We start from the raw sequence: 25,129 nt of genomic DNA, 5'->3' as shown, positions 1-25,129 counted from the left end.
GCCCCGGGCCGGGGTGAGGCACGGCTCCGGCGGTGTCCCTAGGGTTCGGGGATGGCGATCTCTCGCACCACGCGGACGGCACTCGACCTGATGGCCGCGGTGCGGGTGCCGGGAGACATCGATCGCCGTCTGGCCCGGCAGGTGACCGCCTCACTCCGCCTCCTGATCGAGGCCGGATCGTTCGGACCGAGTGATCGCGTCCTGCGCCGACGCTCCCGGAGGATGAGGGCGGGGATCTCCTCGCACGGCGCCGACCGTCGCCGTACCTTCGGGACCTCGCAGGGGGCAGACACCCGGCGCTCGGCGGTCTAGAGTTCGGGTCATCCGGTCCGCCGGACGCCTGCGGAGCGTCCGATCGGGAGACAATTCTGTCGCCCGTGCTCGCCGATGTCCCGCCGTCGCTCGATCGTGGAGCGCCCCGTCACTGCCGACGCACTGCGCCGACGCCGTCTCGATGAGGAGACCGTCCATGCCGTCCTTCCGTTCCTCCTTCCTCGCTCTCGCCGCCGCCGTCGCCCTCGTGGGCGCCGCCGCGACTCCCGCCCTCGCCGATCACAACGCCGGCGCCAACCTCGACGGCTACGCCTCCACGGACATCTCGTCGAGCGGCTCCTGCTATTACGGCGGCCTCCTGATCGGTGCACCGGACACGGGCCTCTTCACCACCGACTACCGCTTCGTCCGCAGTGGGGCGTCGCTGACGCTCGTCTGCCTGTACACGAGGATCCCCTCGTTCATCGCCGGCACCGACCAGGGCCTCGGCGACTGGTACGCCCCCACGAGGCCCACCCGCTACGTCGCGGAGGACAAGTGCCTCCCACCCGGCGTCGACTCGGCGGGCGAGCTCTACCCGGACGACCCGGACCGCCCGGTCGACATGGTCGATGCCAGGACCGTCTTCTACCGCTCCACGATGACGATGGTCTGCTTCTGGCCCGACGACCCGACCCGGTGACGCTCGCGGGACGGTCGGCGACCCCTTTCCGCCGGCCGTCCCGCCCCGCCGCGATCCCGGTCGAAGTGGCCAGCCCCGTCACGATCCCGGTCGAAGCGGCCAGCCTCAGCCCACGAAGACACGCCGCCCTTCGCATGCTGGTCGAGTAGCTGCCGCAGGCGGCGTATCGAGACCCACCAGCGTCAGACCCTCACCCCCGAGCCGCCGGCTCTCTCGACCGACCTGCACTTCACCCCTCGCCACTCCCGGAAAGGACGACGATGTCCCCTCGCGTCGGCACCCGCAGCGCCGTGACCGTCCGCCTCGTCCACTGGTACCGCACGGACGACGGCTGGGCCTCCGAGATCGTCCAGGGCCGCCTCCTCGAGCACCACGACGGCGTCTGGCGCCTCCTCGTCGGCACGGCCACCCTCGACTACCCCGACAGCGACTGGTCCCTCTGTCACGAGTGACCGCCGCCCGCACTGTCGGACCTCGGGCGTACCGTCGCCGCATGTTCCTTCCTGCCCCTCGTGGCCTTGCCGATCCGGCCGTGGTCGCCGACCGCAAGGCGCTCCTCGCCTCCTCTCCGACCGTTTAGCCCCTGGTCGACTGGAGCCGCGAGCTGGTCGATCGCCGAAGCGCCCTCTCACCCGAGCGAGGAGAGAACGATGTGCGGACGGTCGTGCCCCACTTCGATCCCGCTGAAGCCGGGATCGAGGCGCGGGTGCTGATCCTGATGGAGGCTCCCGGTCTCATGACGAACTCCTCGAACCGTCGGCCGGGCTCCGGCTTCATCTCCGCCGATAACGACGATCAGACCGCCGCCAACTGCTGGAACCTCCGCGACGAGGTCGGGCTGACCGATCACACCCTGCACTGGAACATCGTGCCGTGGTACCTGGGAGTGGCGAGCCGGAAACCCACGTCGCGCGAACTCGAGGACGGCGCCACCGAACTCCGTGGACTTCTACGCCTCCTGACCGAGGTGCGTGTCGTGGTCGCGGCCGGTCTTTACGCGCAGAAGGGCTGGAAGCGTCTTCCCCATGGCGCGGTCTCCTCCGACATGCGTGTGATCGACACGTGGCACCCCTCACCGCTCGCACTCAAGCAGCCCGGCAAGAGGGACGAGCTCCGGCGTGCATTCGCGGAGGCGGCGGACATCGCCGCGGAATGAGCGTGACGCCGCTGCAGCCGGCCCGGGGGAGTGCCTCGCGAGGGTGGGCCCCGTCGGGCTCGAACCGACGACCCGCGGATTAAAAGTCCGCTGCTCTGCCAACTGAGCTAGAGGCCCGCGGCATCCAGGGTAGCGCCCGGCGTGGTCGTCGAAGGCGCGGGGCATACCCCGGGCCGCCCGCGCGTTACCCTCCTCGGACCGATGAAAGCGATCGGCGACGCACCCCCACCGCGGAAGGCGGCTCCATGACAGACGGCTTCCACAAGCCGACCAAGTTCCCCTCCCACGTCTTCGAGGCGTTCCAGGGAGGAGAGGACCCGGCGCAGATCAGCCGCGTCGCGCACGAGACGGCCATCGCGCTGCTCAGCCGCGTGCGGAACGACCCCGACCCGGTGATCATCGATCGCCTCGTCGAGTACACCGACCACAACGGCATCGACGCGCTCGCCGAGCTGTGGGCACGCTCCAGCGCGGCCAGCCTGCCGGGCGCGCTCTGGCGCATCTACCTGCTCCGCCTCGTGATCCGCCAGGATCCCGAGAGCACGAGCTTCCTCTACCAGCGGGGCGTCGAGCTGTCGGCGACGATCGACCCGGTCGTGGCCGGAGCGGTCACTCCGACGGGGCCCGCCGAGATCACCGAGCTCGCCGACCGGATCCTCCGCGGCGTGTTCGACGGCGACTTCGCGGTGGCGCTCGACAGGGCGGCCGCGTTCTGCCGGGTGAGCGCCTCCGGTGCCGCCTCCGTCGCCGACGACGTCGAGTTCACCGACGAGGCGCGCGCCAGCGAGCTGACCACGCGTGCTCTCCGCCTCTCGACGACGGCCGCCGAGCTCGTCAGCTGCGCGCGGCTGTGGCGCAGCGACTCCCTCGAGTAGAGCCCTCCGCAACCCCGCCGCGCCTCCGCAACCCCGCCGCGCCTCCGCAACCCCGCCGCGCCCCGCGTTCTCCGACTGCGAACGCCCCTCGCGGGCACCCGGGGGGCAGCCGGTACACTGGCGGAGGCCGGATCGCAGTAACCCCGGGCTCCACTTATAGCCGCTTCGAGCGGCCTCGCGCCGAGAGGCGTTTCTGCGGTCCGGCCCCCTCATCTCCGCGTCGGAGCGGCCGGGCGAGGGCCCGCGGCGAGCGATCGTCCCGATCCCCGACAGGCAGGCGTGATCCGGAATGAAGAGTCCCAAGGCGCTCCGGATCGCTGCGCGGCTGGTGGCCGGCCTCGGCCTGGTCCTCGCCGCCGTCCTCTACTTCCTCGCCGCCCCCGGTGTCGACTCCGCGGACGGGGCGCTGCTCGGCGGCGGAGTGGTCGTGTCGCAGGGCGCGATCATGCGCACGCTCGCGATCCTCGACCTCGCCGCCGGCGTCTGGGTCCTCGTGCGCCCCCGCAGTTCTCCGGGGCTGACCGCCGCTCTCGTCGCGATCGTCTCGCTGTGGCTGTCCCCCCGACTGTCCGCTCCGGCTCTCGTCGATGCCGGCGCCCTGTCGCTCGATGTCCGTTTCGTGACTCACCCGCTCGAAGTGTCGGTCGTGATCGCGGGCCTGGCCGTGGCAGCCTTCTGGATGACCCGGAACCTCAAGAACCGGGCACGAGCGGGGCAGCACGGATGAGCGACGACACGACGGCGGATGCCGGAGCGCTCCTCGAGCGCATCACGAACGGCGATCAGCGGGCCTTCTCCGAGCTGTACGACCTCTTCGCGTCCCGGGTGCTGGGGCTCGTCATCCGCGTCCTCGTCGATCGTGCGCAGTCCGAGGAGGTCACCCAGGAGGTGTTCCTCGAGATCTGGCAAACCGCTGGACGATTCGCTCCGAATAAAGGGAGCGCGACGACCTGGATCCTCACGATGGCACACCGCAGGGCCATCGATCGAGTACGCGCGGCTCAAGCGGGCCGCGATAGGGACGTCCGCATCGGTATCCGAGATCTCGGTCGTGAGTACGACCAGGTCGCGGAGCAGGCGGAGGTGTCCCTCGAGCATGAGAAGGTCGCAGCCGCACTCGGCAGGCTCACCGAGCTCCAGCGCCAGGCGCTGCAGCTCGCGTACTACGGCGGATACTCGCACAGTGAGATCGCGGGGATCCTGAAGTGCCCCATAGGCACCGTCAAGACACGACTCCGCGACGGAATGATCAGACTTCGAGAAGAGATGGGGGTGGCCCTGTGAACGACACGCACGATTCCGATGGCCCCGCCGATCCGCGAGAGCTCGCTGCCGGCCATGCGCTCGGCATCCTGACGCCGGCGGAGGAGGCCCGGTTCACCCGGTACCTCCTCGAGCACCCGGAGGCGCGGGACGAGGTCGACGACTTCTCGGCCGTCGCCGAGGCTCTCGCCGCCAGTGCGCCCCCGGTCGCGCCGTCACCGGCGCTGAAGGCCGACCTGATGGCTCTCATCGCCACGACACCGCAGCTGCCCTCGTTGCCCGAGGACGACTCCCAGCAGGACGACGCCCGGCAGGACGGGTCCCCGCGTCTGCACGCCGTCGACCCGCTCGACGAGGCGCCCGCCCCCGCGCGTCACAGCGCGGAGGCTAGGAGCCGCAGCCGCTGGTTCGCGCGCCCTGCCGTCTACCTCTCGGCCGCCGCCGCAGCTGCGGTCATCATCGTCGGGGGAGTGACCCTCCCGCCGCTGCTGTCTCCTGACGCCGGTCAGACGCAGCAGCAGACCGCGCTCGAGCAGATCCGCAGCGCCCCCGACGTGCAGGAGACCGTGAGCGCGCTCGCCACCGGCGAGTCGGCGACGCTGGTCTGGTCGAGCTCGCTCGGCCGCTCGGCGCTCGTCGTCGACGACCTCGCGCCGCTGCCCGAGGACAAGACCTACGAGCTCTGGTACATCGGCACCTCGGGCGCCGTCCCCGCCGGCACCTTCGACGGAGGAGACGGCCGCACGGTCGCGCCTCTCGAGGGCACGCTCGCCGAAGGCGCCGTGGTCGCCGTCACGGTCGAGGACGCGGGCGGATCCGACGTCCCGACCACGGATCCGATCCTGGCGATCTCGACCGCCTGAGTCCTCGGCAGCAACGCAGAAGAGCCGCACTCCCGGAGGAGTGCGGCTCTTCTGCGTTCGCGACGGGAACGGATCAGCCGAAGCGGCCCGACACGTAGTCCTCGGTCGCCTGGACCGACGGGCGCGAGAAGATCGTCGCGGTGTCGTCGTACTCGATGAGCTTGCCCGGCTTGCCGGTACCCGCGATGTTGAAGAACGCGGTGCGGTCCGAGACGCGCGAGGCCTGCTGCATGTTGTGGGTCACGATCACGATCGTGTACTCGTTCTTGAGCTCCTCGATGAGGTCCTCGATGGCGAGAGTCGAGATCGGGTCGAGCGCCGAGCAGGGCTCGTCCATCAGCAGGACGTCGGGCGAGACCGCGATCGCGCGGGCGATGCACAGACGCTGCTGCTGTCCACCCGAGAGCCCGGATCCCGGCTTCTCGAGGCGGTCCTTGACCTCGTTCCAGAGGTTCGCACCCTGGAGCGACTTCTCGACGAGCGCGTCGGCGTCGGACTTCGAGATGCGGCGGTTGTTCAGCTTGACGCCCGCGAGGACGTTGTCGCGGATCGACATCGTGGGGAACGGGTTCGGACGCTGGAAGACCATGCCCACCTGACGGCGCACGAGCACCGGGTCGACGCCCTGGCCGTAGAGGTTGTTCCCGTCGATCAGCACCTCGCCGTCGACGTAGGCACCGGGGATGACCTCGTGCATGCGGTTGAGCGTGCGGAGGAAGGTGGACTTGCCGCAGCCCGACGGGCCGATGAAGGCGGTGACGGTGCGGGGCTCGATGGTGAGACCGACTCCCTCGACCGCGAGGAACTTGCTGTAGTAGACGTTGAGGTCGTTGACTTCGATGCGCTTGGACAACGGAGATCCTTAGGGTTAGCGGCCGAGCTTGGGGGCGAAGATGCGCGCGACCAGGCGTGCGAGGAGATTGAGGATCATGACGATCAGGATGAGGACCAGCGCGCCGGTCCAGGCCCGATCGAGGTAGGCGCTCGCGTCGGAGCCCTGATCGGCGTACTGGCGGAAGACGAACACCGGGAGGGTCATCATCCGGTCGTCGAACGGGTTGTAGTTCATCGACTGCGTGAAGCCGGCGACGATCAGGAGCGGCGCGGTCTCGCCGATGACACGGGCGATCGAGAGCATGACTCCCGTGACGATGCCGGCGATCGAGGTCGGGAGGACGATCTTGACGACGGTGAGCCACTTGGGCACGCCGAGGGCGAAGGACGCCTCGCGCAGCTCGTTCGGGACCAGCCGCAGCATCTCCTCCGTCGAGCGGACCACGACGGGGATCATCAGCACCGACAGCGCCAGTGCGCCGCCGAAGCCCATGCGGACGCCGTCGTCGAAGAAGAGGACGAGGAGGGCGTAGGCGAAGAGGCCGGCCACGATCGACGGGATGCCGGTCATGACGTCCACGAAGAAGGTGATTCCGCGAGCCAGCGATCCCCGGCCGTACTCGACCAGGTAGATGGCCGTCATCAGGCCGATCGGGATCGAGATCAGCGCGGCGATCGCGGTGATGATGACCGTTCCCATGATGGCGTGCAGCGCTCCGCCGCCCTCTCCGACGACGTTGCGCATCGAGGAGGTGAAGAAGAGCAGGTCGAACCGCGCGGCACCGGCGGTGATCGCGGTGTACATCAGTGAGATCAGCGGGATCAGCGCGATGACGAACGCGGCGGTCACGAGGGTCGTGACGACGCGGTCGGTCGCTCGGCGCGCGCCCTCGACGAGCCGCGCGATGACGAAGACGGCGATCGTGTAGAGCACCGCCGCGAAGAACACGGTGCCGACGATGTCGAAGCCATCGGTCGTGCCCGAGACGGCGAGGAGGCCGTAGACGAGCGCCATGATGGCCAGGCTGCCGCCCAGGAGGGCCGCCGGGGCCCACTTCGGGAGCTGGCCGTTCGTGAGCGTGTTGACCGGAGCGAGCGGCGCGTCCTCGACGCGGCGCTGCCTGGGCGGAGTGATCGTGACCATCAGTTCGCTCCCGAGAAGGCCTTGCGGCGGTTGATGATGTAGCGGGCGAGCATGTTGACCAGCAGCGTGATGACGAACAGCATCAGGCCCGACGCGACCAGCTCGTTGACCTTCAGGCCGTAGGCCTCGGGGAAGCTCAGCGCGATGTTCGCCGCGACGGTGTTCGAGTTCGTGGACTGCAGCAGCGCGAAGTTCACGACGAACGAGGGCGACAGGACGATCGCGACCGCCATCGTCTCGCCGAGTGCACGGCCGAGGCCGAGCATCGAGGCCGAGATGATGCCGGGGCGGCCGAAGGGCAGGACCGCGGTGCGGACCATCTCCCAGCGGGTCGCGCCGAGGGCGAGTGCCGCCTCCTCGTGCAGTGTCGGCGTCTGGAGGAACACCTCGCGGGAGATGGCGGTGATGATCGGCAGGATCATGACGGCCAGCACCAGTGCGACGGTGAGGATCGTGCGACCGGTGCCCGAGACGGGGCCGGCGAAGAGCGGGAACCAGCCGAACGCGTCCGTGAGGAACGTGTAGAACGGCTGGACGAACGGCGCCAGGACGGTGATGCCCCAGAGGCCGAAGACCACCGACGGCACGGCTGCCAGGAGGTCGATGATGTAGCCGAGCCCCTGTGCCAGGCGGCGGGGCGCGTAGTGCGAGATGAAGAGCGCGATGCCGATCGAGATCGGCACGGCCACGACCAGCGCGAGGGCCGCCGCGTAGACGGTGCCGAAGACCAGCGGACCGACGTACGCCCAGAAGCCTGCGCCACCCGAGATGTTGTCGGCGGGTGCGGTGAGAGCGGGGATCGACTGGACGACGAGGAAGAGGGCGACGGCCGCCAGGATGATGAGGATCAGTGTGCCCGAGGCGACTGCCGATCCGGCGAAGATCCGGTCGGCCGGTCGCTGCTTCGCCTTGATGGCGCCGACTGGCCGCTCAACGGTGCTCATGGTGATTCCCTGCGTTCGATGGAGAGAGGGGGTGCGAGCCGAGAGGCGGCCCCGAACCGAGTATGGTCGGGGCCGCCTCTCGAGGGGGGATTACTTGATCGACTCGATCGAGGTCGCGACCTGGGCCGAGAGCTCGGACGAGAGCGGCGCGGCGCCGGCGGAGGAGGCGGCCTCGGCCTGGCCCTCTTCGCTGGTCACGTAGCCGAGGTACGCCTTGACGAGCTCAGCCGTCGCGGGGTCCTGGTACTCCTGGCACGCGATGAGGTAGCTCACCAGGACGATCGGGTAGACACCCGACTCCTCGGTGGCGTAGTCGATCTCGTACGCGATGTCGTTCTCGGGACGGTCGGTCGCCTCGGGCGACGCGTCGACGATCGCGGCAGCGGCCTCGGGGGAGTACTCGACGAACTCCTCGCCGACCTGGATCTTCGCGGTGCCGAGCTCACCGGCGCGCGAGGCGTCGGCGTAGCCGATGGTGTTCTGGCCGTTGGTCACGGTGTCGATGACGCCCGAGGTGCCCTGGGCGGCCTCGCCGCCCTCGTAGGGCCAGACTCCGTCCGGCTCGGCGTCCCATACGTCGGGCGCGGTGGTGTTGAGGTACGCGGCGAAGTTCTCGGTGGTTCCCGAGTCGTCCGAGCGGTGGACCGCGGTGATGTTGGCGTCCGGGAGGGTCGCGTCGGGGTTCAGCGCAGCGATCTCGGGAGCGTTCCACTTGGTGATGGTGCCCTTGAAGATGCCCGCGGTCGTGGCGGCGTCGAGGTTCAGCTCGTCGAGGCCCTCCACGTTGAAGACGATCGCGATGGGCGAGATGTACGCGGGGACGTCGATGGCCGAGGTGCCCTCGGCGCACTTGCCGAAGGTGCCCTCGAGCTCCTCGAGCTTCAGCGCACGGTCGGAACCGGCGAAGTCGGCGCCGCCGGCGATGAACGCCTCGCGGCCCGCGCCGGAGCCGTCGGGGGAGTAGTTGACGGTGACGCCGGGGTTCGCACCCTGGAAGGCGGCGACCCAGGTCTCCTGAGCGGAGCCCTGCGACGACGCGCCGATTCCGTTGAGGGTTCCTTCGAGGCTGCTGGAGGACTCGGAGGATCCGCCGGTGGCGGTGTCACCTTCGTTGGCGGCGCAGGAGGTGAGAGCGAGGGCTGCGACGGCAGCGATGACGGCCGTCTGGCCGAGGCGCGAGAAACGCACGGATATCCCTTTCGGGTAGGAAAGCATGGAGACAGAACAGGGCTTGGTGCGGCCCGCAGGCGACAGTACGGAGCAGTCGTGTCCTGACCGCGACCGCTCGGTGAACGCGGGGTGAACGGCGGGGTGGCCCATTGCCCGATCCCGGTGCGCGGAGCAGGGTTCGCACTCGCCCCGGGAGCGTCAGGCCAGCGGCGTGTGCGTCTCGACCGCGACGATGCCCGAGCCGGGGTGCTCAGTCGAGAGGTGGACCACGGTGAAGCCGCCGGTGGGCAGGTCGGACGCCTCGTCGAGGTAGGCGCCGAGCGGAGTCGCCGTCGCCAGCGCGATCTCGCGCAGGATCTCGGGGATGACCGGGCCGTGGCTGCACAGTACGGCCGACTTGCGCGCTCGCACACGCTTGCCGACGACGGAGCGCACATCGGCGGACCCGCGCTCGAACGCCTCCTGGCTGATGTCCTCCGAGAGCCGGACGGGACGCTTCACCAGTGCGGAGAGGGGGGAGATCGTCGCGCGGCAGCGCTTCGCCGTGCTCGAGATCAGGCGGCGCGGGCGCCAGGCGGCGACGGCGCGGGCGGCCGCCGCAGCCTCCTCGGTGCCCCTGCGGTTGAGGCGGCGGGTCGAGTCGCGGCCGTCCCAGGAGGAGGGGGGCACGGCCTTGGCGTGCCGGAGCACCACGATCGCGAAGGTGTCGAGCGTGCCGCGGGCGACGATGCGGGCGAACTCGTCAACGATCGCCACGTCGTGCGGGTAGGTCAGGTAGCTGCGGGCCTTCTTGACGCTCACCCACTCGAGCGCCTCCACCTCGTCGTTGGGGACGAAATCGGAGGCGAGGACGGCCTTCTCGGTGACCTGCGCCGCCCAGTAGTAGACCGCCTTCGGCCGACCGTTCGGGAGGGAGTACTCGGTCGAGCCGAGCGGGACGCCGAGCGCCACGGCGAGCCCCGTCTCCTCGCGGATCTCGCGGACCGCCGTCTCGGCCAGCGACTCGCCGGGGTCGACCTTGCCCTTGGGCAGGCTGACGTCCCTCCGGTGCGGTCGGTGGATCACCAGGAGGTGCGGTCGGCCCTCGATGAGCCGCCAGCACACGGCTCCTGCGGCGAAGACGGTGCCCGTCACAGCGTCAGCGGTTCGACACGCGCGAGGCGGACCGGGACGCCGCGCGCTTGCGGTGCGAGATGTGCTGCATCAGCCGGTTCTGGAGGTCGGACAGCGGGGCGCCGTCCTCGTCGAGGTGGTGCCGTGTCCAGGTGCCGTCCGAGCCGAGCCACCACGAGGCGGTCCTCTCGTCCATCGCCCGCACGAACATGTCCTCGATCTCGGCGAGGTGCGCGGGTTCGACGATCCGCACCAGTGCTTCGACGCGACGATCGAGGTTGCGGTGCATCATGTCGGCGCTGCCGATGAACACGTCGGGCTCTCCGCCGTTGACGAAGCTGAAGATGCGCGAGTGCTCGAGGTAGCGGCCGAGGATCGAGCGGACGCGGATGTTCTCGGAGAGGCCCTCCTGCCCGGGCTTGAGGCCGCAGATGCCGCGGACCCAGACGTCGACCGGGACGCCGGCCTGGCTGGCGCGGTAGAGGGCGTCGATCACGGCCTCGTCGACGATCGAGTTGACCTTGATCCGGATGCCGGAGGGCAGCCCGTTGCGGGCGTTCTCGGTCTCGGCCTCGATGCGCTTGAGCAGGCCCTTGCGCAGGTGGCGCGGTGCGACGAGCAGGCGCTTGAACTTCTTCTCGATCGCGTAGCCCGACAGCTCGTTGAAGAGGCGCGTCAGGTCCTTGCCCACCTCGGCGTCGGCCGTCAGCAGCCCCAGATCCTCGTAGATGCGCGAGGTCTTCGGGTTGTAGTTGCCGGTGCCGATGTGGGAGTAGTGCCGGAGGACCCCGCCCTTCTCCTGGCGGATCACGAGCGCGAGCTTGCAGTGGGTCTTGAGCCCGACGAGTCCGTAGACCACGTGCACGCCGGCCTTCTCGAGCTTGCGCGCCCACGAGATGTTGGCCTGCTCGTCGAAGCGCGCCTTGATCTCGACCAGCGCCAGCACCTGCTTGCCCGATTCGGCCGCGTCGATCAGGGCCTCGACGATGGGGGAGTCGCCCGACGTGCGGTAGAGCGTCTGCTTGATCGCGAGCACGTCGGGGTCGGCCGCCGCCTGCTCGAGGAACGCCTGGACGCTCGTCGCGAAGGACTCGTAGGGGTGGTGCAGGAGCACGTCGCCGCGCGAGACCGCCTTGAAGATGTCCTGACGCTGGTTCGAGTCGCTCGGCGAGAGCTGGACGGCCGTCGTCGGCACGTGGTTCGGGTACTTCAGATCGGGCCGGTCGATCTTCTGCAGGCTGAAGAGCCCGCTGAGATCCAGCGGAGCCGGGAGCTTGTAGACCTCCTGCGTCGTGATGTCGAGCTCGCGGACGAGCAGCCCGAGGGTCTCGTCGTCCATGTCGTCGGTGACCTCGAGCCGGATGGGCGGGCCGAACCGGCGACGGAGCAGTTCTTTCTCGAGCGCCTTGATGAGGTTCTCTGTCTCGTCCTCGTCGACCTCGACGTCCTCGTTGCGGGTGATCCGGAAGACGTGGTGGTCGAGGATCTCCATGCCCGGGAAGAGGTCGTCGAGCTGGTTCGCGATGAGGTCTTCGAGCGAGATGAAGCGCATCGGCTCGCCGGGAGCGGCGACACCGGCGATGCGGACGAAGCGCGGCAGCATCTGCGGCACCTTGAGGCGCGCGAACTCGGTCTTCTGCGTCTTCGGGTTGCGCACGCGCACCGAGAGGTTGAGCGAGAGCCCCGAGATGTAGGGGAACGGGTGGGCCGGGTCGACCGCGAGCGGCATGAGCACCGGGAAGATCTGGGCCGAGAAGTAGTCGTCGAGCACCTCACGCTCGGCGTCGCTGAGCTCGCTCCACCGCACGATGTCGATGCCGGAGTCGCGCAGGGCCGGCTCGACCAGCTCCTTGAACGCCCGCGAGTGGCGCTGCTGCAGCAGGTGCGCCTTCTCGGAGATGTCGGTCAGCACGTCGACCGGGACGCGGCCGATGTTGGTCGGCAGCGCGAGACCCGTGAGGATGCGCCGCTTCAGGCCCGCCACCCGGACCATGAAGAACTCGTCGAGGTTCGACGAGAAGATCGCCAGGAAGTTCGCCCGCTCGAGCGCGGGCACCAGCGGATCCTCGGCGAGCTCGAGCACGCGCTGGTTGAACGCCAGCCAGCTCAGCTCGCGATCGAGGTAGCGGTTGTCGGGGAGCAGGGGGTCGGAGTGCTCCTCCTCGTCGTCGAAGTCGTCGTCGAGCTCGTCGCTCAGGCCGTCCTCGAGAATCAGGTTGTCGCCGTCCATGCGTCCATCCTGGCACCGCGTCCGTGTGCGTCGCGCCGCCGGTGGTGAATGCGGGGTGAACGCGGCCTGGGGAGGAGGCTCGAGGTCAGCGGACCGCGGGAGCCCGCTGCAGGTACTGCACGTCGACGGAGGCGTCGACGAATCCCAGCGAGCGGTAGAGCGCGACGGCCGAGCGGTTCTCGGCCTCGACGTAGAGATCGGCGGCGGTGCAGCCCCGCTCGACCATCCGCGCGAGGCCCGCTCCGAGCAGCGCCCGGCCGAGGCCGTGGCCCGCCGCCTCGGGGGCGATGCCGAGCACGTAGATCTCACCGGTCGTCGATCCGGGCTCGATCTTGAGCCAGTCGTAGCCCACGAGCGCGCCGCTCGCGTCGCGGAGCAGGAGGAAGTCGCCCTCGTCGAACCACGGCTCGGCGCGTCGGGCGGCGAGGTCGTCCTCGGTCAGCCGACCCTGCTCGGGGTGCGCGGCGAAGACGCGGGCGTTGAGGGCGACCCACTCCGCGGGGTCGAGATCGCGGGCGTCCGAGAGGGCGAAGCCGTCGGGGACGACGACCTCGGGTGCGCTGAGCGGATCGAGCGCCAGGTGCAGCAGCGTCCTGACGGGCGAGAAGCCGTGCGACGCCGCGAGGGCCCGCGCCGCGGGGTGATCGCCGTGCGCCCAGGCCAGCAGCCCCGTCCGGCCGCTCGCGAGGACCTGCTCGAGGGTCGCGCGACCGAAGCCGACGCCTCGCCACTCCGGATCGACCACGAACTCGAGCTCGCCCTGGCCGAGGACCGCCGCGGCGACGACGACATCGGCGCGGAGGCCGATCAGCAGCGTCCGCGAGCCGGCCCTCGCATCGACCAGCGTCTGATCGCTGAACGGGGGCTGCTCGTCGAACCAGGTGGCGCGACCGATGAGGTGCTCGAGCCCCGCGGACACCGCGGGGTCGGACAGGTTCTCAACCGAGAGATTGAGCGACTCGCTCATTGTCCTCTTCATAGACGTTGAAGCGGTATCCGACGTTGCGGACCGTGCCGATGAGCGACTCGAGGTCGCCGAGCTTCGCGCGCAGGCGCCGGACGTGCACGTCGACGGTGCGCGTGCCTCCGAAGTAGTCGTAGCCCCACACCTCGCTGAGCAGCTGCTCGCGGGTGAAGACCCGCGAGGGGTGCGTGGCGAAGAAGCGCAGGAGCTCGAACTCCTTGAAGGTGAGGTCGAGCGGGCGCCCGTGCACCTTGGCCGAGTAGCTCGCCTCGTCGATGACGACACCGGACGCCTGGATCCGCGACGCCGACTGCTCCTGTGCGAGGCGGCCGATGACGAGGCGGATGCGCGCGTCGACCTCGGCGGGGCCGGCGGAGTCGAGGATCACGTCGTTCACGCCCCAGTCGGCGCTCACCGCGGTGAGGCCCCCCTCGGTGAGGATGAGGATGAGGGGGACGTTGATCCCGGTGGTGGTGAGGATCTTGCAGAGCGACTTCGCGCTGGCGAGGTCCTGCCGGGCGTCGACGAAGATGAGGTCGCAGCTCGGTGCGTTCACGAGATGCGCGGGTTCGGCCGGGATCTGCCGGGTCTTGTGGCTGAGCAGCCCCAGAGCGGGCAGTACCTCGGTGCCCCCCGCAGAGGTCAGTATCAACAACTGCGCCACGGATCCTCCAGAACTGTCTGCGGCAATACTAGCGGCGGGCCGGGAGGGCCGATCGCCTGGGGCACAATTGACGGATGAGCGGGGACCGAGTGGGCGTGGGGATCGTCTGGGCGCTGGCTCTCGTCGGCTCGGTGGTCACTCTGGTCGTCGCTCCGGCCGGATCCGCGCAGCTCTGGCTCGCGCTGACCTTCGGCGGATGCGTGCTCGCCACCTTCGCGGTGCAGCTCGCCGTCGCCCGCGCCTCCGGCTACCTGCTCCGCACGATGACGAGCATGGTCGGGGCGATGGTCATCGTCGGCCTCGCCAGCGGCGTCGCCGCTCTCGCCTCCCGCTGAATCCCCTCCGGCCCGCGCCCGTGTCGGCGTCGCCGCATAGGATGGGGACCATGCTTCTCGCCCTCGAACTCTTCTATCTCGGACTGCTCGGGCTCGCCTCGCTCGCCATCGCGTGGGTCTCGGGCATCGTCGTCTTCAAGCTCTACCGCGGCCAGCGCTAGCCGCCGGGTCAGAGCCGGTTTGATCTCGCTGCCGTCGGGCCTCCCGCCCGAGCTCGTCCCCCTGTCCTGGCTGCTCGGCGTCTGGGAGGGCTCGGGCGTCGTCGACTACGTCGTCGGCGACGACTCCGTCCAGGCCGAGTTCGGCCACCGCATCAGCTTCAGCTACGACGGGCTGCCGTACCTCAACTACAGCTCCTACACCTGGCTGATCGAGGACGAGAACGACGAGGTCGGCCACCGCCCGCTCGTCAGCGAGACGGGGTACTGGCGCCTCAGCCGTCTGCTCACCGATGCGGACGCCGGCCCGGCGATGCTGCCCGGTCGCGGCGCTCCCGCGTTCCCCGACGCCGAGTCGGTCGAGACCCTCCGCAACGCCGCTGGCGGCTTCGAGCTCGAGGTCTCCCTCGTGCACCCCGACGGCGTCAGCGAGCTCTACCTCGGTCAGGTCAAGGGTCCGCGCATCGACCTCGCGACCGACGCCGTCATGCGCACCGCTGCGGCGAAGGACTACGCGGCGGCCACGCGCCTCTACGGCCTCGTCGACGACCACCTGCTCTGGGCGTGGGACATCGCCGCGCTCGGCCAGGGCCTCCGCACCCACGCCTCAGGGAGGCTCGCCCGTGTCGACTGACCCGATCTCACCGCTCCTCTCGGTCGCCGGAGCCGTCGCGACGGCGAGCATCGCCGAGCCGGGTGTCGCCGCGCACTACGGCGAGCCGTTCCGCGAGCAGCGCGCACTCGCCGCGGGCACGGCGCTCGTCGACCTCTCGGGTCGCGGAGTCGTCACCGTCACCGGCCCCGACCGGCTCACCTGGCTCGACTCCCTCACCAGCCAGTCCCTCGCACGGCTCGCACCGGGTGCCTCCGCCGAGACCCTGCTGCTCGACCCGTCCGGTCGCATCGAGCACGTCATCCGCGTGGTCGACGACGGAGAGACCGCGTGGCTGCTCCTCGACCGCGACGAGACCCCGGGCCTCGCGGCCTGGCTCGACCGGATGCGGTTCATGCTCCGGGTCGAGATCGCCGATCGCACCGACGAGTTCGCGACTCTCGCGACGCTGGGCGACTCCTCCGCCACCACCCTCGCGCTCTCGCTGGGCGGCGTCAGCTGGCTCGACCCGTGGTCGCAGGTGCAGCCCGGCGGCTGGCAGTACGCGGCCGTCGAGGAGCACCCTGCGGCGTCCTGGCTCTACCGCGAGACCCTCGTGCCGCGTGCCGTGCTCGTCGAGCTGGCCGCGAGGGCCGCGAGCGCCGGAGTCGCGCTGGCCGGCTCCGACGCACTCGAGGCCCTCCGCATCGCAGCGTGGCGCCCGCGTCACGCCACCGAGGTCGACGACCGCTCGATCCCGCACGAGCTCGACCTGCTCCGCTCCTCCGTGCACCTGGCCAAGGGGTGCTACCGGGGCCAGGAGACCGTCGCCAAGGTGCACAACCTCGGGCACCCACCGCGGCGCCTCGTGCTCCTGCAGCTCGACGGCTCCGACTCCGCCCTTCCCGGGCACGGTGACCCGGTCACCGCGCTGAAGGGCGGCGAACCGGTCGAGGTCGGCGCCGTCACCTCGAGCGCCTGGCACTACGAGGACGGACCGATCGCCCTCGCCGTCGTCAAGCGCTCCGTGCCCGTCGAGAACGAGCTCACCGTCCTCGCCGGCGACGTCCGCGTCGCCGCCTCGCAGGAGGTCGTCGTCCCGCCCGGAGCCGGTGCGGAGGCGGGGGTGCCCCGCCTGCCCCGACTCGGGGCGAAGACCAGGTAGGCCACGCCGTGGTGGCCGCAGGATCCGCGAGGCCGGATCGGGCGGCCGAGGGGCTCCGGCGGCTCGTCCGCGTCGACGCCATCCGCCCGGGCCGCGGTCTCGGGCGGGCGGTCACGTCGCTCCCCGCCGTGCTGCAGATCGTCCTCGCGGCGATCCTCGCGTACTCGGTGTCGCGGTTCGTCTTCGGGCACCCGGCCCCGGTGCTCTCCCTCACGGCGACGATCTCGAGCCTCGGCATCGCGCGCGACACCCGGCCGAAGCAGGTCGCCGAGACGGCGGTCGGCATGCTGATCGGGATCACGGCGAGCGAGGTCCTGCTGCTCTGGTGGGGTACGGGCGTCTGGCAGCTGGCCGTCGTGCTCGCGATCGTCTTCACCGTCGGGCGGGCGCTCTCGCCCTCGCCCGGCTTCGCGGTCGCCGCCGGCACGCAGGCGATGCTCGTCATGGTCCTGCCCGCCCCCGACGGAGGCGTGTTCACCCGGAGTCTCGACGGTCTCGTCGGCGGACTGGCGGCGCTGCTGTGCACCGCCATCGTGCCGCGCAGTCCGCTCCGGACCGCTCGCGCGGAGGCCCGGCGCCTCGTCTCCGCGCTGTCGGCCACGATCGAGGGGCTGTCCGAAGCGCTCCGCGACGGAGACGGCGACGCCTCCCGAGAAGCTCTGGAGCGTGTCCGCGGGACGCAGCCGACCATCGACGGCTGGTCTGCGGCCCTCGAGTCGGCGCTAGGGGTCGCCCGGATCTCGCCGTTCGTCCGCCGGCACCGAGGTGAGCTCGAGAGGCAGCACGCGATGCTGGCCGCCCTCGATCTCGCGACCCGCAACCTCCGCATCGTCGCTCGGCGCACCGACTTCCTCGTCGGCGACGGCGCCCGGCGCCCCGCCCTCGCCGCCGTCGTGGCGTCCTTCGGCTCGGGCGTCTCGCTGCTCGGGCGCGCCGTCGCGGATCCCTCCGTGCTCCCGCTCGCCCGTCAGGACCTTGTCCTGCTGGCGACGACGCTCGACCCGCAGGGTCTGATCCCCGAGGCGCGCCTCGCCGAGAAGACCCTCCTGGTCATCCTGCGACCGCTCGTCGTCGATCTGCTGACGGCCGCCGGCACCGATCCCGTCGAGGCGAGGGAGGCGCTGCCCGAGCTGCGCTGACGCGTCGGGCTGTCAGCGGAGTGACGGGGCCGGATCCGCGGGCGCGACGGCGTCCCACGCGACGGTCACCTCCCCGAGCCGCCACCGCCGCGGCCCGTCGAGGATCGGCCACTCGGCGCGGAGCGCACGGACGGACGCCTGCCAGCGCTGGGCCGGCCCGTACACCGCGAGGGGAGCGTTGAGGGTCCAGGCCCGCTCGAGCGCCTGGAGGAAGGCGTGCACGCGCTCGCCGGGCACATTGCGGTGGATCAGCGCCTTCGGGAGCCGCTCGGCCGCGATCATCGGCGAGGGCACGGCGCCCAGGCGCAGCGACAGAGTGAGCGACCGGGGGCCGTCCCCGTCGATGGCGATCCAGGTGCAGATCCGCCCGATCTCGTCGCAGGTGCCCTCGACCAGCACACCGCCGGGAGCGAGCCGCTCGGTCATCACCTGCCAGGCACTGGCGACGGCCGACTCGTCGTACTGGCGGAGCACGTTGAACGCGCGGAGGACGCTCGCGCTCCGACCGGGCGGGAGCGGGATCTCGAAGCCGCCGCGCTCGAAGCGGACGCGTGCGTCGCGGGGGAAAGGGGTGCCTCCGCGCCGGACACGGGCGAGCTGCTCGCGCGCCGTGCTCACCCGCGCGGGCTCGATCTCGAGGCCGACGACCTCGACTCCCGGGGCGACGCGGGCGAGGCGGCGGTGCAGCTCGAGGGTGGTGACCGCGCTCGCGCCGAAGCCGAGGTCGACCACGAGGGGGTCCGCGGTGTCCCGGAGGACGGGCAGCTCGGCGATCCAGCGATCGACCCGACGGAGCCGGTTGGTGCCCGTCGTTCCGCGGGTCACGGCTCCGATCGGCATGCCGCCCAGCGTATCCGCGCCCGAAAGGGGCCACCTCTACACTGGGCGCATGTCCGAGACCTACACCCTCATCCTCGTGCGCCACGGCAACAGCGAGTGGAACCAGAAGAACCTGTTCACCGGCTGGGTCGACGTGCGGCTCACCGAGCAGGGCGTCGCCGAGGCGACCCGTGCCGGCGAGCTGCTGAGCGAGGCGGGGCTTCACCCCGACGTCGTCTACACCTCCCGCCAGACCCGCGCGATCCAGACCGCGAACATCGCCCTCGAGACCGCCGACCGCCTCTGGATCGACGTCAAGCGCTCCTGGCGCCTGAACGAGCGCCACTACGGTGCGCTGCAGGGCAAGGACAAGGCGCAGACGCTCGCCGAGTACGGCCCCGAGCAGTTCCAGACCTGGCGCCGCTCGTTCGACGTGCCGCCGCCCCCGCTCGACGACGACGACCAGTACTCGCAGGCCCACGACGAGCGCTACGCCGACCTCGGCGACGCCCTCCCGCGCACGGAGTCGCTCAAGCTGGTCATCGAGCGGATGCTCCCGTACTGGGAGTCCGACATCAAGCCGGACCTCGCCTCGGGCAAGACCGTGATGATCACCGCGCACGGCAACTCGCTGCGTGCGCTGGTGAAGACGCTCGACGGCATCTCCGACTCCGACATCGCCGAGCTGAACATCCCGACCGGCATCCCGCTCGTCTACACGCTCGACGAGAACTTCGAGCCGACCGAGCCGGCCCGCTACCTCGACCCGGAGGCCGCCGCCGCCGGCGCCGCCGCCGTGGCCGCCCAGGGCGCCAAGAAGTAGCCCTCGCCCCGTCGGACGGCCCGCAGAACCCCGGTTCTCGCGGGCCGTCCGCGTCTGCGCGCACCCCTGAAGCACCTTCGGCTCGCAGAAACACCTCCGGCTCGCCGGATCACGTTCGGCGCGCCGAAACCCGCGATTCCCGCGAGCCGAATGACATTCTGCGAGCCGGACGTCCCGCGCGCCTGATCTCCGGCTCGCAGAAACACCTTCGGCTCGCAGGATCGGACGATTCCTGCGAGCCGAAGCACGTTTCACGAGCCGAAGCTCATCCGGTCGAGCACCTCACGCGAAGCGACCGCGTTGCCGGTACTCCCTGCAGAGGCGAATCTGCAGACCAGCCGCCCCTCCACGAGGCGAACGGGTGAATCGCGTCCCAGCGATTCGCTCTAGCCGAACGCACCACGCTCTGCATCACGCACCCACGCTGGACAGCCGACCGCGGTCTTCATCGCGCGAGCGCGATGAAGACGAGTCATCTCAGGCGTAATCGCCTGAGATCAGGTACTGCACCTTCTTGGCGATCGACACGGCGTGGTCGGCGAAGCGCTCGTGGTAGCGGCTGGCGAGCGTGGCGTCGACGGTGTCGGCGGCCTGGCCCTTCCACGCCTCGCTGAGGACCTTGTCGAACACGCTGACGTGCAGCTCGTCGATCTTGTCGTCCTCGTCGCGGATCTCCTCGGCGATGCGTCCGTCCTGCGAGCGGAGGAGCTCGGTGAGCTTGTGCGCGACGACGACGTCGAGGCGGCCCATCTCGACGAAGGTGGGGCGGAGGCTCTTCGGCACGACCTTGTCGGGGAAGCGGTAGCGCGAGAGCTGCGCGATGTGCTCGGCGATGTCGCCCATCCGCTCGAGGGACGCGCTGATGCGGAGGGCCGAGACGACGGTGCGCAGGTCGCGGGCGACCGGGCCCTGGCGGGCGAGGATGTCGATCGCCAGCTCGTCCAGGCTGATCGCGAGCTGATCGATGCGGTCGTCGTTCGCGATCACCTCTTCGGCGAGGGAGACGTCGGAGTGGTTGAACGCCTGGGTCGCCTTCTCGATCGCGATCTCGACGAGGCCGGAGATCTCGACGAGGCGATCCTGGACTTCGGCCAGCTCCTGCTGGAAAACTTCGCGCATCTTCTGATCGACCCTCTCTACGGCAGACACGGAGGCCGGTGCCGGGTTTGCATCGCGCACCACGCACGACACTGCGCCTGCACCGAGTCGGCGCAAGCGCAGCAATGATGACCACGGCAGGTTAACGGACGGTGCCGGGGGTTTGAACAGTACTCGACCCGCAGCCGGTGGACCGGCGTCCGGTAGGGAGACGGCCGGTGGATGGTTAGCCTGGGGTCCGTGGATACGGGCTTGTTCGTTGTTCTGGCGCTCGTCATCGGGCTGGCCATCGGCGCCGCCATGACCGTCGTCGTCACCGTCGCCGCTCAGCAGGGTCGGATCGCCGCCGATGTCGCCGACGTCGGGCTCCCCGAGGGGATCGGCGCCATCATCGACGCCATCGACGCTCCTGCCTTCGTGACCGACCCCTCCAACAACGTCCTGAAGGCGTCGACGCGGGCGGTCTCCCTGGGGCTCGTCTCGCAGGACACGCTGCTCCACCCCGACCTCGTCGCCATCGTCGACCGGGTGCGGCGCTTCGGCGACGACATCGAGCAGGACCTCGAGCTCTCGACGAGTCCGCTCTCGGAGGTGGCGGTCACCCTCGTGGTGCACGCCACGCGCCTCGGCTCCCGCTTCGTCCTCGTGCTCGCCGAGGACCACACCGAGGCCCGGCGGCTCGAGGCGGTCCGCCGCGACTTCGTCGCCAACATCTCCCACGAGCTGAAGACTCCGATCGGCGCGGTCGGCCTGCTCGCCGAGGCCCTCGACTCGGCCGCGGACGACCCGGCGCAGGTCCGCCGGTTCGCGCACCGCCTCACGCAGGAGTCGCACCGGCTCGCCAAGATCACCCGCGAGATCATCGAGCTCTCGCGCCTCCAGTCGACCGACGTCGCCGGAACCGCAGAGGTGGTCCGGGTCGACGACATCGTCGTCGCCGCACTCGAGACGACCCACGTGATGGCGGAGTCGCACGACGTCACCCTGGTCAAGGGCGGCATGAAGAAGGCGTACGTCGCCGGCCAGGAGAAGATGCTCGTCTCGGCGCTGCACAACCTGCTGTCCAACGCGATCCAGTACTCGCCCCCGGGCTCCCGCGTCGGAGTCGGCGTGCGCTCGACCGGGGGAGTGGTCGAGATCGCCGTCACCGACCAGGGCATCGGGATCCCCGAAGAGGACCTCGACCGGGTCTTCGAGCGGTTCTACCGCGTCGACCAGGCGCGATCGCGCCACACCGGCGGCACCGGACTCGGCCTCAGCATCGTCAAGCACGCGGTGCAGAACCACGGCGGCGACGTGCGCGTCTGGTCCAAGCCCGGACGCGGCTCCACCTTCACCATCCGACTTCCCGAAGTAGACCCGGCCCGGACGCCCTTCGCGTCGACGGCACCGATAGGAGACACCCCGTGACCAGCATCCTGCTCGTCGAGGACGAGAGCGCACTCAGCGAGCCCCTCAGCTACCTGCTCGAACGGGAGGGCTACGACGTCACCGTCGCCGAGGACGGCACCCGCGCCGTCGCCGCCTTCGACGAGGGCGACTACGATCTGATCCTCCTCGACCTGATGCTGCCCGGCATGCCCGGCACGGAGGTGTGCCGCGAGATCCGCACGCGCTCCTCCATCCCGATCATCATGGTCACCGCGAAGGACTCCGAGGTCGACATCGTCGTCGGACTCGAGCTCGGCGCCGACGACTACGTCACCAAGCCCTACTCGACCCGCGAGCTCCTCGCCCGCATCCGCGCCGTCCTCCGCCGCCGCACCGAGGACCCGGGCGAGGAGCGCATCGTCGTCGCCGGCCCCGTCAAGATGGACATCGAACGCCACACGGTCGAGGTCGACGGCATCGAGACGCCCATGCCCCTCAAGGAGTTCGAACTCCTCGAGATGCTCCTGCGCAACGCCGGCCGCGTCCTCACCCGCGGCCAGCTCATCGACCGCGTCTGGGGCAGCGACTACTTCGGCGACACCAAGACCCTCGACGTCCACGTCAAGCGCATCCGCTCCAAGATCGAGAAGACCCCGAAGGAGCCGACGCTCCTGGTTACTGTCCGCGGCCTCGGCTACCGCTTCGACGCGTGATCGCGGGCCCTGGTGGGGGCATCTGCGGCGTTGTCGTCGGTTGCGATACTTCCAGTATCGCGCCCTCCTCCGCCTTGCACCTGCCCCCACCAGGACCCGCGATCCCCTCCTGCAGACCGGCGGAGTGAGCCACCCTCCTGCGGAACGTCTGTCTTGAGGAGGGGCCGTCGCTACGCGACGAGCTGCTTGGGGGTGGGGCCGTCGCTGCGCGACGAGCTGCTTGGGGGTGGGGCCGTCGCTGCGCGGCGAGCGGCTTGGGGGAGTCGGGCCGTCGCTGCGCGGCGAGCGGCTTGGGGGAGTCGGGCCGTCGCTGCGCGACGAGCTGCTTGGGGGAGTCGGGCCGTCGCTGCGCGACGAGCTGCTTGGGGGAGGGGCCGTCGCTGCGCGGCGAACCGGGTGTGAGAGGGCCGTGGCTGCGCCGCGGGCTGCTTCTGAGGGGTCGCCGCTCTGCGGCGGGCGCTGCGGGAGGGCCGTCGCTGAGCGACGAGCGGGAAGGCGCGGGCGTTCAGGTCGCGCTTTCGCACAGGGGACTGCCACCCCCCCCCTCGCTGGTCGAGTAGCCCCGCAGGGGCGTATCGAGACCCACCAGCGTCAGCCGGGCGGGTCTGCAGGCCTCCTTCTCTGACCGGGTGCATCGGGTCGCCGCCCGTTCGCCCGGCTCACGAGACGCGCCTCACGCCCCGTGCAACGACGGAGGGCCGCTCGCAGAAGCGAGCGGCCCTCCGGGAGGAGTGCGGGGAGGGCTACTCGTTCGAGGGCTCGATTGAGTTGCCGGGCTCGGTGGTGGGGGTCGGCAGGGCGGTGTTCGCCGGGTCGGGCGTGGCCGTCTGGGTCGGGGTGGCCGACGGGGCGGGGGTGAGGGTCGCGTAGGACTCGAGAGCCGACGTCAGGACAGGCACGAGCACCTCCTTGCCCTCCTCGGAGCCGTACTGGAAGTAGACGGGGAGGAGGCTGCCCGGCACGGTGTCGAGATCGGACATCGTGACCGTGGCGTCCTTCTGAGGGCCGACCTCGGTGTTGCCGGGGACGGCGGACACCTCGGCGTCGACGCGGCCGGTCGAGGCCTCGTACTGCACCTCGAGGGTCTGCGTCTGGTCACCGGAGTTGACGACCGTCGTGACGAGCGTGCCCAGCTCGCCGTCGTCCGAGACGATGAACGCGTTGCGGACGGCGAGATCGCCGATCGTGGCTCCGACGCCGTCGCTCGGGTCGTAGAGGTTGCGGGTCGCCTGGGGGGCGACGAGATTGCAGCCGGCTGTTGCGAGGGCGACGCCGACCGCGAGAACGACGGATGCAGCGATTCGCGCCTTCACAGATACCTCCAGATCGTCGGCCCTGCTCGCCCCGGACAGGGCGGATCCACGGAGCTGGAGCCGGACACCAGATTAGCGTAGCGAGGCCGAGGCGGACGCCCGGCCGAGGGTGCCCCGGCGAGGAGCCCCGTGCTACTCTGACCGCCGCTGAGAGGACGTCACGCATGCAGGTCGAGCCCGGCGGGACGCCCCTGGCGCCGACCGCCGCCGTCGTCATCGTCGCCGCGGGCAGCGGCACCCGCCTCGGCCGCGAGCGACCGAAGGCCTACGTCGAGTGCGCCGGCGTCACCATCCTCGAGCGCAGCCTCCGCACCGTGCTGACCCTGCCGGAGCCCGTGCAGATCGTCGTCGTCGCTCCGGCGGAGCTCGTCGACGAGACCGCTCGGCTCTGCGCGGCTGCGGCCGGGCTCGCCTCCGACGCGGTCGCGGTCACAGCCGGAGGCGCGACCCGGCAGGAGTCGGTCGCCCGCGGCCTCGCGCTCCTCGCGCCCTCGATCGAGACCGTCCTCGTCCATGACGCAGCCCGGGCGCTGACGCCCGTCGACCAGTTCGAGCGCGTGATCACGGCGGTCCGGGCCACCGGCGGCGGGGTCATCCCCGGGCTCCCCGTCACCGACACCATCAAGCGGGTCGAGCCGGCAGGCACGATCCTCGACACCGTCGATCGGTCGGAGCTCGCCGCCGTGCAGACCCCTCAGGGCTTCCCGCGCAGCCTGCTCGACGACGCCTACGCGGCGGCCGAGCGCGAGTTCACCGACGACGCGGCGCTGCTCGCCGCCCACGGGCACCCGTCCGTCGTCGTCCCGGGCGACGCCCTCGCGTTCAAGATCACCACCCCGTGGGATCTCGCCCGCGCCGAGCAGCTGCTCGCGCCTCCTGCGGCGACGGCTGCGCCCCGGGTGGGCGTCGGGATCGACGTGCACGCCTTCGACGACTCGTCCCCGCTCTGGCTCGCCGGACTGCACTGGCCCGGCGAGCGCGGGCTCTCGGGTCACAGCGACGGCGACCCGGTCGCGCACGCGGTCTGCGACGCCCTTCTCTCGGCGGCGGGCCTCGGCGACATCGGCTCCCGCTTCGGCACCGCGGACCCGCGCTTCCAGGACGCCCACGGCGAGGTGTTCCTCCGCGCGACCCGCGATCTCGTCGAGGCCGCCGGATTCACGATCGGCAACGTGTCGGTCCAGCTGATCGGCAACCGGCCGAGGTTCTCGCCGCGGCGGGAGGAGGCGGAGTCGCTCCTCTCCGCTCTGCTCGCCGCGCCCGTCAGCGTCGCCGCGACGACGTCCGACGCACTGGGCTTCACGGGCAGGGGAGAGGGCGTCACCGCAGTGGCGACGGCACTCGTCCTCCCCAGCTCCTCGACCCGCGCCTGATCCCCAGGGCGGGCCTGCCCGCCGGGCCGCGAGCCGAGCGCCCGGTAAACTCCCC

General features: G+C 70.6%; 26 protein-coding genes and 1 tRNA gene. 15 read left to right on the top strand and 12 right to left on the bottom strand.

All coding sequences use genetic code 11. The features are described 5' to 3' along the window. Positions 1-469 precede the first annotated feature (469 nt). The 3 genes from GRS92_RS00260 (at position 470) to GRS92_RS00250 (ending at position 2,111) form a co-directional block, all read left to right on the top strand. Entirely contained in the window at positions 470-955 is a 486-nt protein-coding gene (locus GRS92_RS00260) for a hypothetical protein (protein ID WP_159852231.1), read from the top strand. Positions 956-1,215: 260 nt separating this feature from the next. Continuing rightward, positions 1,216-1,407: a hypothetical protein gene (locus GRS92_RS00255; protein WP_159852230.1), complete on the top strand. Its 192-nt coding sequence runs from the start codon at positions 1,216-1,218 to the stop codon at positions 1,405-1,407. Between the two features lie 212 nt (positions 1,408-1,619). Continuing rightward, complete coding sequence (locus GRS92_RS00250) at positions 1,620-2,111, top strand: uracil-DNA glycosylase (protein WP_235021729.1); 492 nt, start codon at positions 1,620-1,622, stop codon at positions 2,109-2,111. A 44-nt stretch (positions 2,112-2,155) separates the two neighbouring features. On the opposite strand, the gene GRS92_RS00245 is transcribed toward GRS92_RS00250, so the two are convergent. Continuing rightward, positions 2,156-2,228 (bottom strand) — tRNA-Lys (locus tag GRS92_RS00245). Positions 2,229-2,356: 128 nt separating this feature from the next. Between GRS92_RS00245 and GRS92_RS00240 the strand changes: the two genes are divergently transcribed. From GRS92_RS00240 to GRS92_RS00225, 4 genes are all read left to right on the top strand, one after another. Continuing rightward, on the top strand, positions 2,357-2,986 hold the full coding sequence (locus tag GRS92_RS00240) for a DNA-directed RNA polymerase subunit beta (protein WP_159852229.1): 630 nt from the start codon (positions 2,357-2,359) through the stop codon (positions 2,984-2,986). 289 nt (positions 2,987-3,275) lie between these two features. Beyond that, positions 3,276-3,713: a hypothetical protein gene (locus GRS92_RS00235; RefSeq protein ID WP_159852228.1), complete on the top strand. Its 438-nt coding sequence runs from the start codon at positions 3,276-3,278 to the stop codon at positions 3,711-3,713. Further along, positions 3,710-4,270, top strand: coding sequence for an ECF RNA polymerase sigma factor SigK (gene sigK, locus GRS92_RS00230; RefSeq protein ID WP_159852227.1), 561 nt, complete (start codon positions 3,710-3,712; stop codon positions 4,268-4,270). The genes GRS92_RS00235 and sigK overlap by 4 nt, the downstream gene beginning before the upstream one ends. After that, entirely contained in the window at positions 4,267-5,112 is an 846-nt protein-coding gene (locus GRS92_RS00225) for an anti-sigma factor (RefSeq protein WP_159852226.1), read from the top strand. Before sigK ends, GRS92_RS00225 begins: the two co-directional genes overlap by 4 nt. 73 nt (positions 5,113-5,185) lie before the next feature. On the opposite strand, the gene pstB is transcribed toward GRS92_RS00225, so the two are convergent. The 8 genes from pstB to GRS92_RS00185 form a co-directional block, all read right to left on the bottom strand. Next, positions 5,186-5,965, bottom strand: a complete 780-nt coding sequence (pstB, locus tag GRS92_RS00220; RefSeq protein WP_159852225.1) for a phosphate ABC transporter ATP-binding protein PstB — start codon at positions 5,963-5,965, stop codon at positions 5,186-5,188. A 15-nt stretch (positions 5,966-5,980) separates the two neighbouring features. Continuing rightward, on the bottom strand, positions 5,981-7,090 hold the full coding sequence (gene pstA, locus GRS92_RS00215) for a phosphate ABC transporter permease PstA (RefSeq protein ID WP_159852223.1): 1,110 nt from the start codon (positions 7,088-7,090) through the stop codon (positions 5,981-5,983). Further along, positions 7,090-8,034, bottom strand: coding sequence for a phosphate ABC transporter permease subunit PstC (gene pstC, locus GRS92_RS00210; protein ID WP_159852221.1), 945 nt, complete (start codon positions 8,032-8,034; stop codon positions 7,090-7,092). The genes pstA and pstC overlap by 1 nt, the downstream gene beginning before the upstream one ends. 90 nt (positions 8,035-8,124) lie before the next feature. Then, a complete protein-coding gene (locus GRS92_RS00205) occupies positions 8,125-9,222 on the bottom strand; it encodes a phosphate ABC transporter substrate-binding protein PstS (RefSeq protein WP_159852219.1) in 1,098 nt (365 codons plus the stop codon). Positions 9,223-9,402: 180 nt separating this feature from the next. Continuing rightward, a complete protein-coding gene (locus GRS92_RS00200) occupies positions 9,403-10,338 on the bottom strand; it encodes an NUDIX hydrolase (protein WP_159852217.1) in 936 nt (311 codons plus the stop codon). Between the two features lie 4 nt (positions 10,339-10,342). Next, on the bottom strand, positions 10,343-12,547 hold the full coding sequence (locus tag GRS92_RS00195) for an RNA degradosome polyphosphate kinase (protein WP_159852215.1): 2,205 nt from the start codon (positions 12,545-12,547) through the stop codon (positions 10,343-10,345). 85 nt (positions 12,548-12,632) lie between these two features. Next, the gene (gene mshD / locus GRS92_RS00190; RefSeq protein ID WP_159852213.1) at positions 12,633-13,514 is read right to left on the bottom strand and encodes a mycothiol synthase; all 882 of its coding nucleotides are present in this window, start codon (positions 13,512-13,514) and stop codon (positions 12,633-12,635) included. Beyond that, positions 13,486-14,175, bottom strand: a complete 690-nt coding sequence (locus tag GRS92_RS00185; protein ID WP_056037016.1) for a winged helix-turn-helix domain-containing protein — start codon at positions 14,173-14,175, stop codon at positions 13,486-13,488. Before GRS92_RS00185 ends, mshD begins: the two co-directional genes overlap by 29 nt. Positions 14,176-14,249: 74 nt before the next feature. On the opposite strand from GRS92_RS00185, the gene GRS92_RS00180 reads away from it, so the two are divergent. The 4 genes from GRS92_RS00180 to GRS92_RS00165 all read left to right on the top strand — a co-directional run bounded on the left by GRS92_RS00180 (position 14,250) and on the right by GRS92_RS00165 (position 17,564). Continuing rightward, the gene (locus GRS92_RS00180) at positions 14,250-14,510 is read left to right on the top strand and encodes a hypothetical protein (protein ID WP_159852211.1); all 261 of its coding nucleotides are present in this window, start codon (positions 14,250-14,252) and stop codon (positions 14,508-14,510) included. A 180-nt stretch (positions 14,511-14,690) separates the two neighbouring features. Beyond that, the gene (locus GRS92_RS00175) at positions 14,691-15,302 is read left to right on the top strand and encodes an FABP family protein (RefSeq protein ID WP_159852209.1); all 612 of its coding nucleotides are present in this window, start codon (positions 14,691-14,693) and stop codon (positions 15,300-15,302) included. Beyond that, complete coding sequence (gene ygfZ / locus GRS92_RS00170; protein ID WP_159852207.1) at positions 15,292-16,425, top strand: CAF17-like 4Fe-4S cluster assembly/insertion protein YgfZ; 1,134 nt, start codon at positions 15,292-15,294, stop codon at positions 16,423-16,425. Before GRS92_RS00175 ends, ygfZ begins: the two co-directional genes overlap by 11 nt. Positions 16,426-16,433: 8 nt before the next feature. Further along, positions 16,434-17,564, top strand: coding sequence for an FUSC family protein (locus GRS92_RS00165; protein WP_159852205.1), 1,131 nt, complete (start codon positions 16,434-16,436; stop codon positions 17,562-17,564). Between the two features lie 12 nt (positions 17,565-17,576). Here the strand turns inward: GRS92_RS00165 and GRS92_RS00160 are convergent, their stop codons facing one another. Continuing rightward, entirely contained in the window at positions 17,577-18,404 is an 828-nt protein-coding gene (locus GRS92_RS00160; RefSeq protein ID WP_159852203.1) for a class I SAM-dependent methyltransferase, read from the bottom strand. Positions 18,405-18,453: 49 nt separating this feature from the next. Between GRS92_RS00160 and GRS92_RS00155 the strand changes: the two genes are divergently transcribed. Continuing rightward, entirely contained in the window at positions 18,454-19,206 is a 753-nt protein-coding gene (locus tag GRS92_RS00155) for a phosphoglyceromutase (protein ID WP_159852201.1), read from the top strand. 477 nt (positions 19,207-19,683) lie between these two features. Here GRS92_RS00155 and phoU read toward each other — a convergent pair whose 3' ends face one another. Beyond that, on the bottom strand, positions 19,684-20,325 hold the full coding sequence (gene phoU, locus GRS92_RS00150) for a phosphate signaling complex protein PhoU (protein WP_159852199.1): 642 nt from the start codon (positions 20,323-20,325) through the stop codon (positions 19,684-19,686). A 231-nt stretch (positions 20,326-20,556) separates the two neighbouring features. Between phoU and GRS92_RS00145 the strand changes: the two genes are divergently transcribed. Together GRS92_RS00145 and GRS92_RS00140 are read left to right on the top strand one after the other, a co-directional pair. Further along, positions 20,557-21,714 (top strand): sensor histidine kinase, encoded by a 1,158-nt coding sequence (locus tag GRS92_RS00145; RefSeq protein WP_327437415.1) that lies wholly within the window; start codon positions 20,557-20,559, stop codon positions 21,712-21,714. Then, positions 21,711-22,388: a response regulator transcription factor gene (locus tag GRS92_RS00140; RefSeq protein ID WP_159852195.1), complete on the top strand. Its 678-nt coding sequence runs from the start codon at positions 21,711-21,713 to the stop codon at positions 22,386-22,388. Before GRS92_RS00145 ends, GRS92_RS00140 begins: the two co-directional genes overlap by 4 nt. Positions 22,389-23,131: 743 nt before the next feature. Here the strand turns inward: GRS92_RS00140 and GRS92_RS00135 are convergent. Then, positions 23,132-23,701 carry a hypothetical protein gene (locus tag GRS92_RS00135; protein ID WP_159852193.1) on the bottom strand — a complete coding sequence of 190 codons (570 nt, stop codon included), beginning with the start codon at positions 23,699-23,701 and terminating at the stop codon, positions 23,132-23,134. Between the two features lie 164 nt (positions 23,702-23,865). On the opposite strand from GRS92_RS00135, the gene ispD reads away from it, so the two are divergent. After that, positions 23,866-25,074: a 2-C-methyl-D-erythritol 4-phosphate cytidylyltransferase gene (ispD, locus tag GRS92_RS00130; RefSeq protein WP_159852191.1), complete on the top strand. Its 1,209-nt coding sequence runs from the start codon at positions 23,866-23,868 to the stop codon at positions 25,072-25,074. Positions 25,075-25,129: the final 55 nt, after the last annotated feature.

It is taken from the genome of Rathayibacter sp. VKM Ac-2754 (assembly GCF_009807095.1).
Lineage (GTDB): Bacteria > Actinomycetota > Actinomycetes > Actinomycetales > Microbacteriaceae > Rathayibacter.
This window is presented reverse-complemented; position numbering and strand designations above follow the sequence as displayed.

What these genes read in the sequence shown, in the direction of transcription:
- GRS92_RS00260 (WP_159852231.1), top strand. Translation starts at nt 470, where the DNA reads ATGCCGTCCTTCCGTTCCTCCTTCCTCGCTCTCGCCGCCGCCGTCGCC.
- GRS92_RS00255 (WP_159852230.1), top strand. Translation starts at nt 1,216, where the DNA reads ATGTCCCCTCGCGTCGGCACCCGCAGCGCCGTGACCGTCCGCCTCGTC.
- GRS92_RS00240 (WP_159852229.1), top strand. Translation starts at nt 2,357, where the DNA reads ATGACAGACGGCTTCCACAAGCCGACCAAGTTCCCCTCCCACGTCTTC.
- GRS92_RS00235 (WP_159852228.1), top strand. Translation starts at nt 3,276, where the DNA reads ATGAAGAGTCCCAAGGCGCTCCGGATCGCTGCGCGGCTGGTGGCCGGC.
- sigK (WP_159852227.1), top strand. Translation starts at nt 3,710, where the DNA reads ATGAGCGACGACACGACGGCGGATGCCGGAGCGCTCCTCGAGCGCATC.
- pstA (WP_159852223.1), bottom strand. Translation starts at nt 7,090, where the DNA reads ATGGTCACGATCACTCCGCCCAGGCAGCGCCGCGTCGAGGACGCGCCG.
- pstC (WP_159852221.1), bottom strand. Translation starts at nt 8,034, where the DNA reads ATGAGCACCGTTGAGCGGCCAGTCGGCGCCATCAAGGCGAAGCAGCGA.
- GRS92_RS00195 (WP_159852215.1), bottom strand. Translation starts at nt 12,547, where the DNA reads ATGGACGGCGACAACCTGATTCTCGAGGACGGCCTGAGCGACGAGCTC.
- mshD (WP_159852213.1), bottom strand. Translation starts at nt 13,514, where the DNA reads ATGAGCGAGTCGCTCAATCTCTCGGTTGAGAACCTGTCCGACCCCGCG.
- GRS92_RS00180 (WP_159852211.1), top strand. Translation starts at nt 14,250, where the DNA reads ATGAGCGGGGACCGAGTGGGCGTGGGGATCGTCTGGGCGCTGGCTCTC.
- GRS92_RS00160 (WP_159852203.1), bottom strand. Translation starts at nt 18,404, where the DNA reads ATGCCGATCGGAGCCGTGACCCGCGGAACGACGGGCACCAACCGGCTC.
- GRS92_RS00155 (WP_159852201.1), top strand. Translation starts at nt 18,454, where the DNA reads ATGTCCGAGACCTACACCCTCATCCTCGTGCGCCACGGCAACAGCGAG.
- phoU (WP_159852199.1), bottom strand. Translation starts at nt 20,325, where the DNA reads ATGCGCGAAGTTTTCCAGCAGGAGCTGGCCGAAGTCCAGGATCGCCTC.
- ispD (WP_159852191.1), top strand. Translation starts at nt 23,866, where the DNA reads ATGCAGGTCGAGCCCGGCGGGACGCCCCTGGCGCCGACCGCCGCCGTC.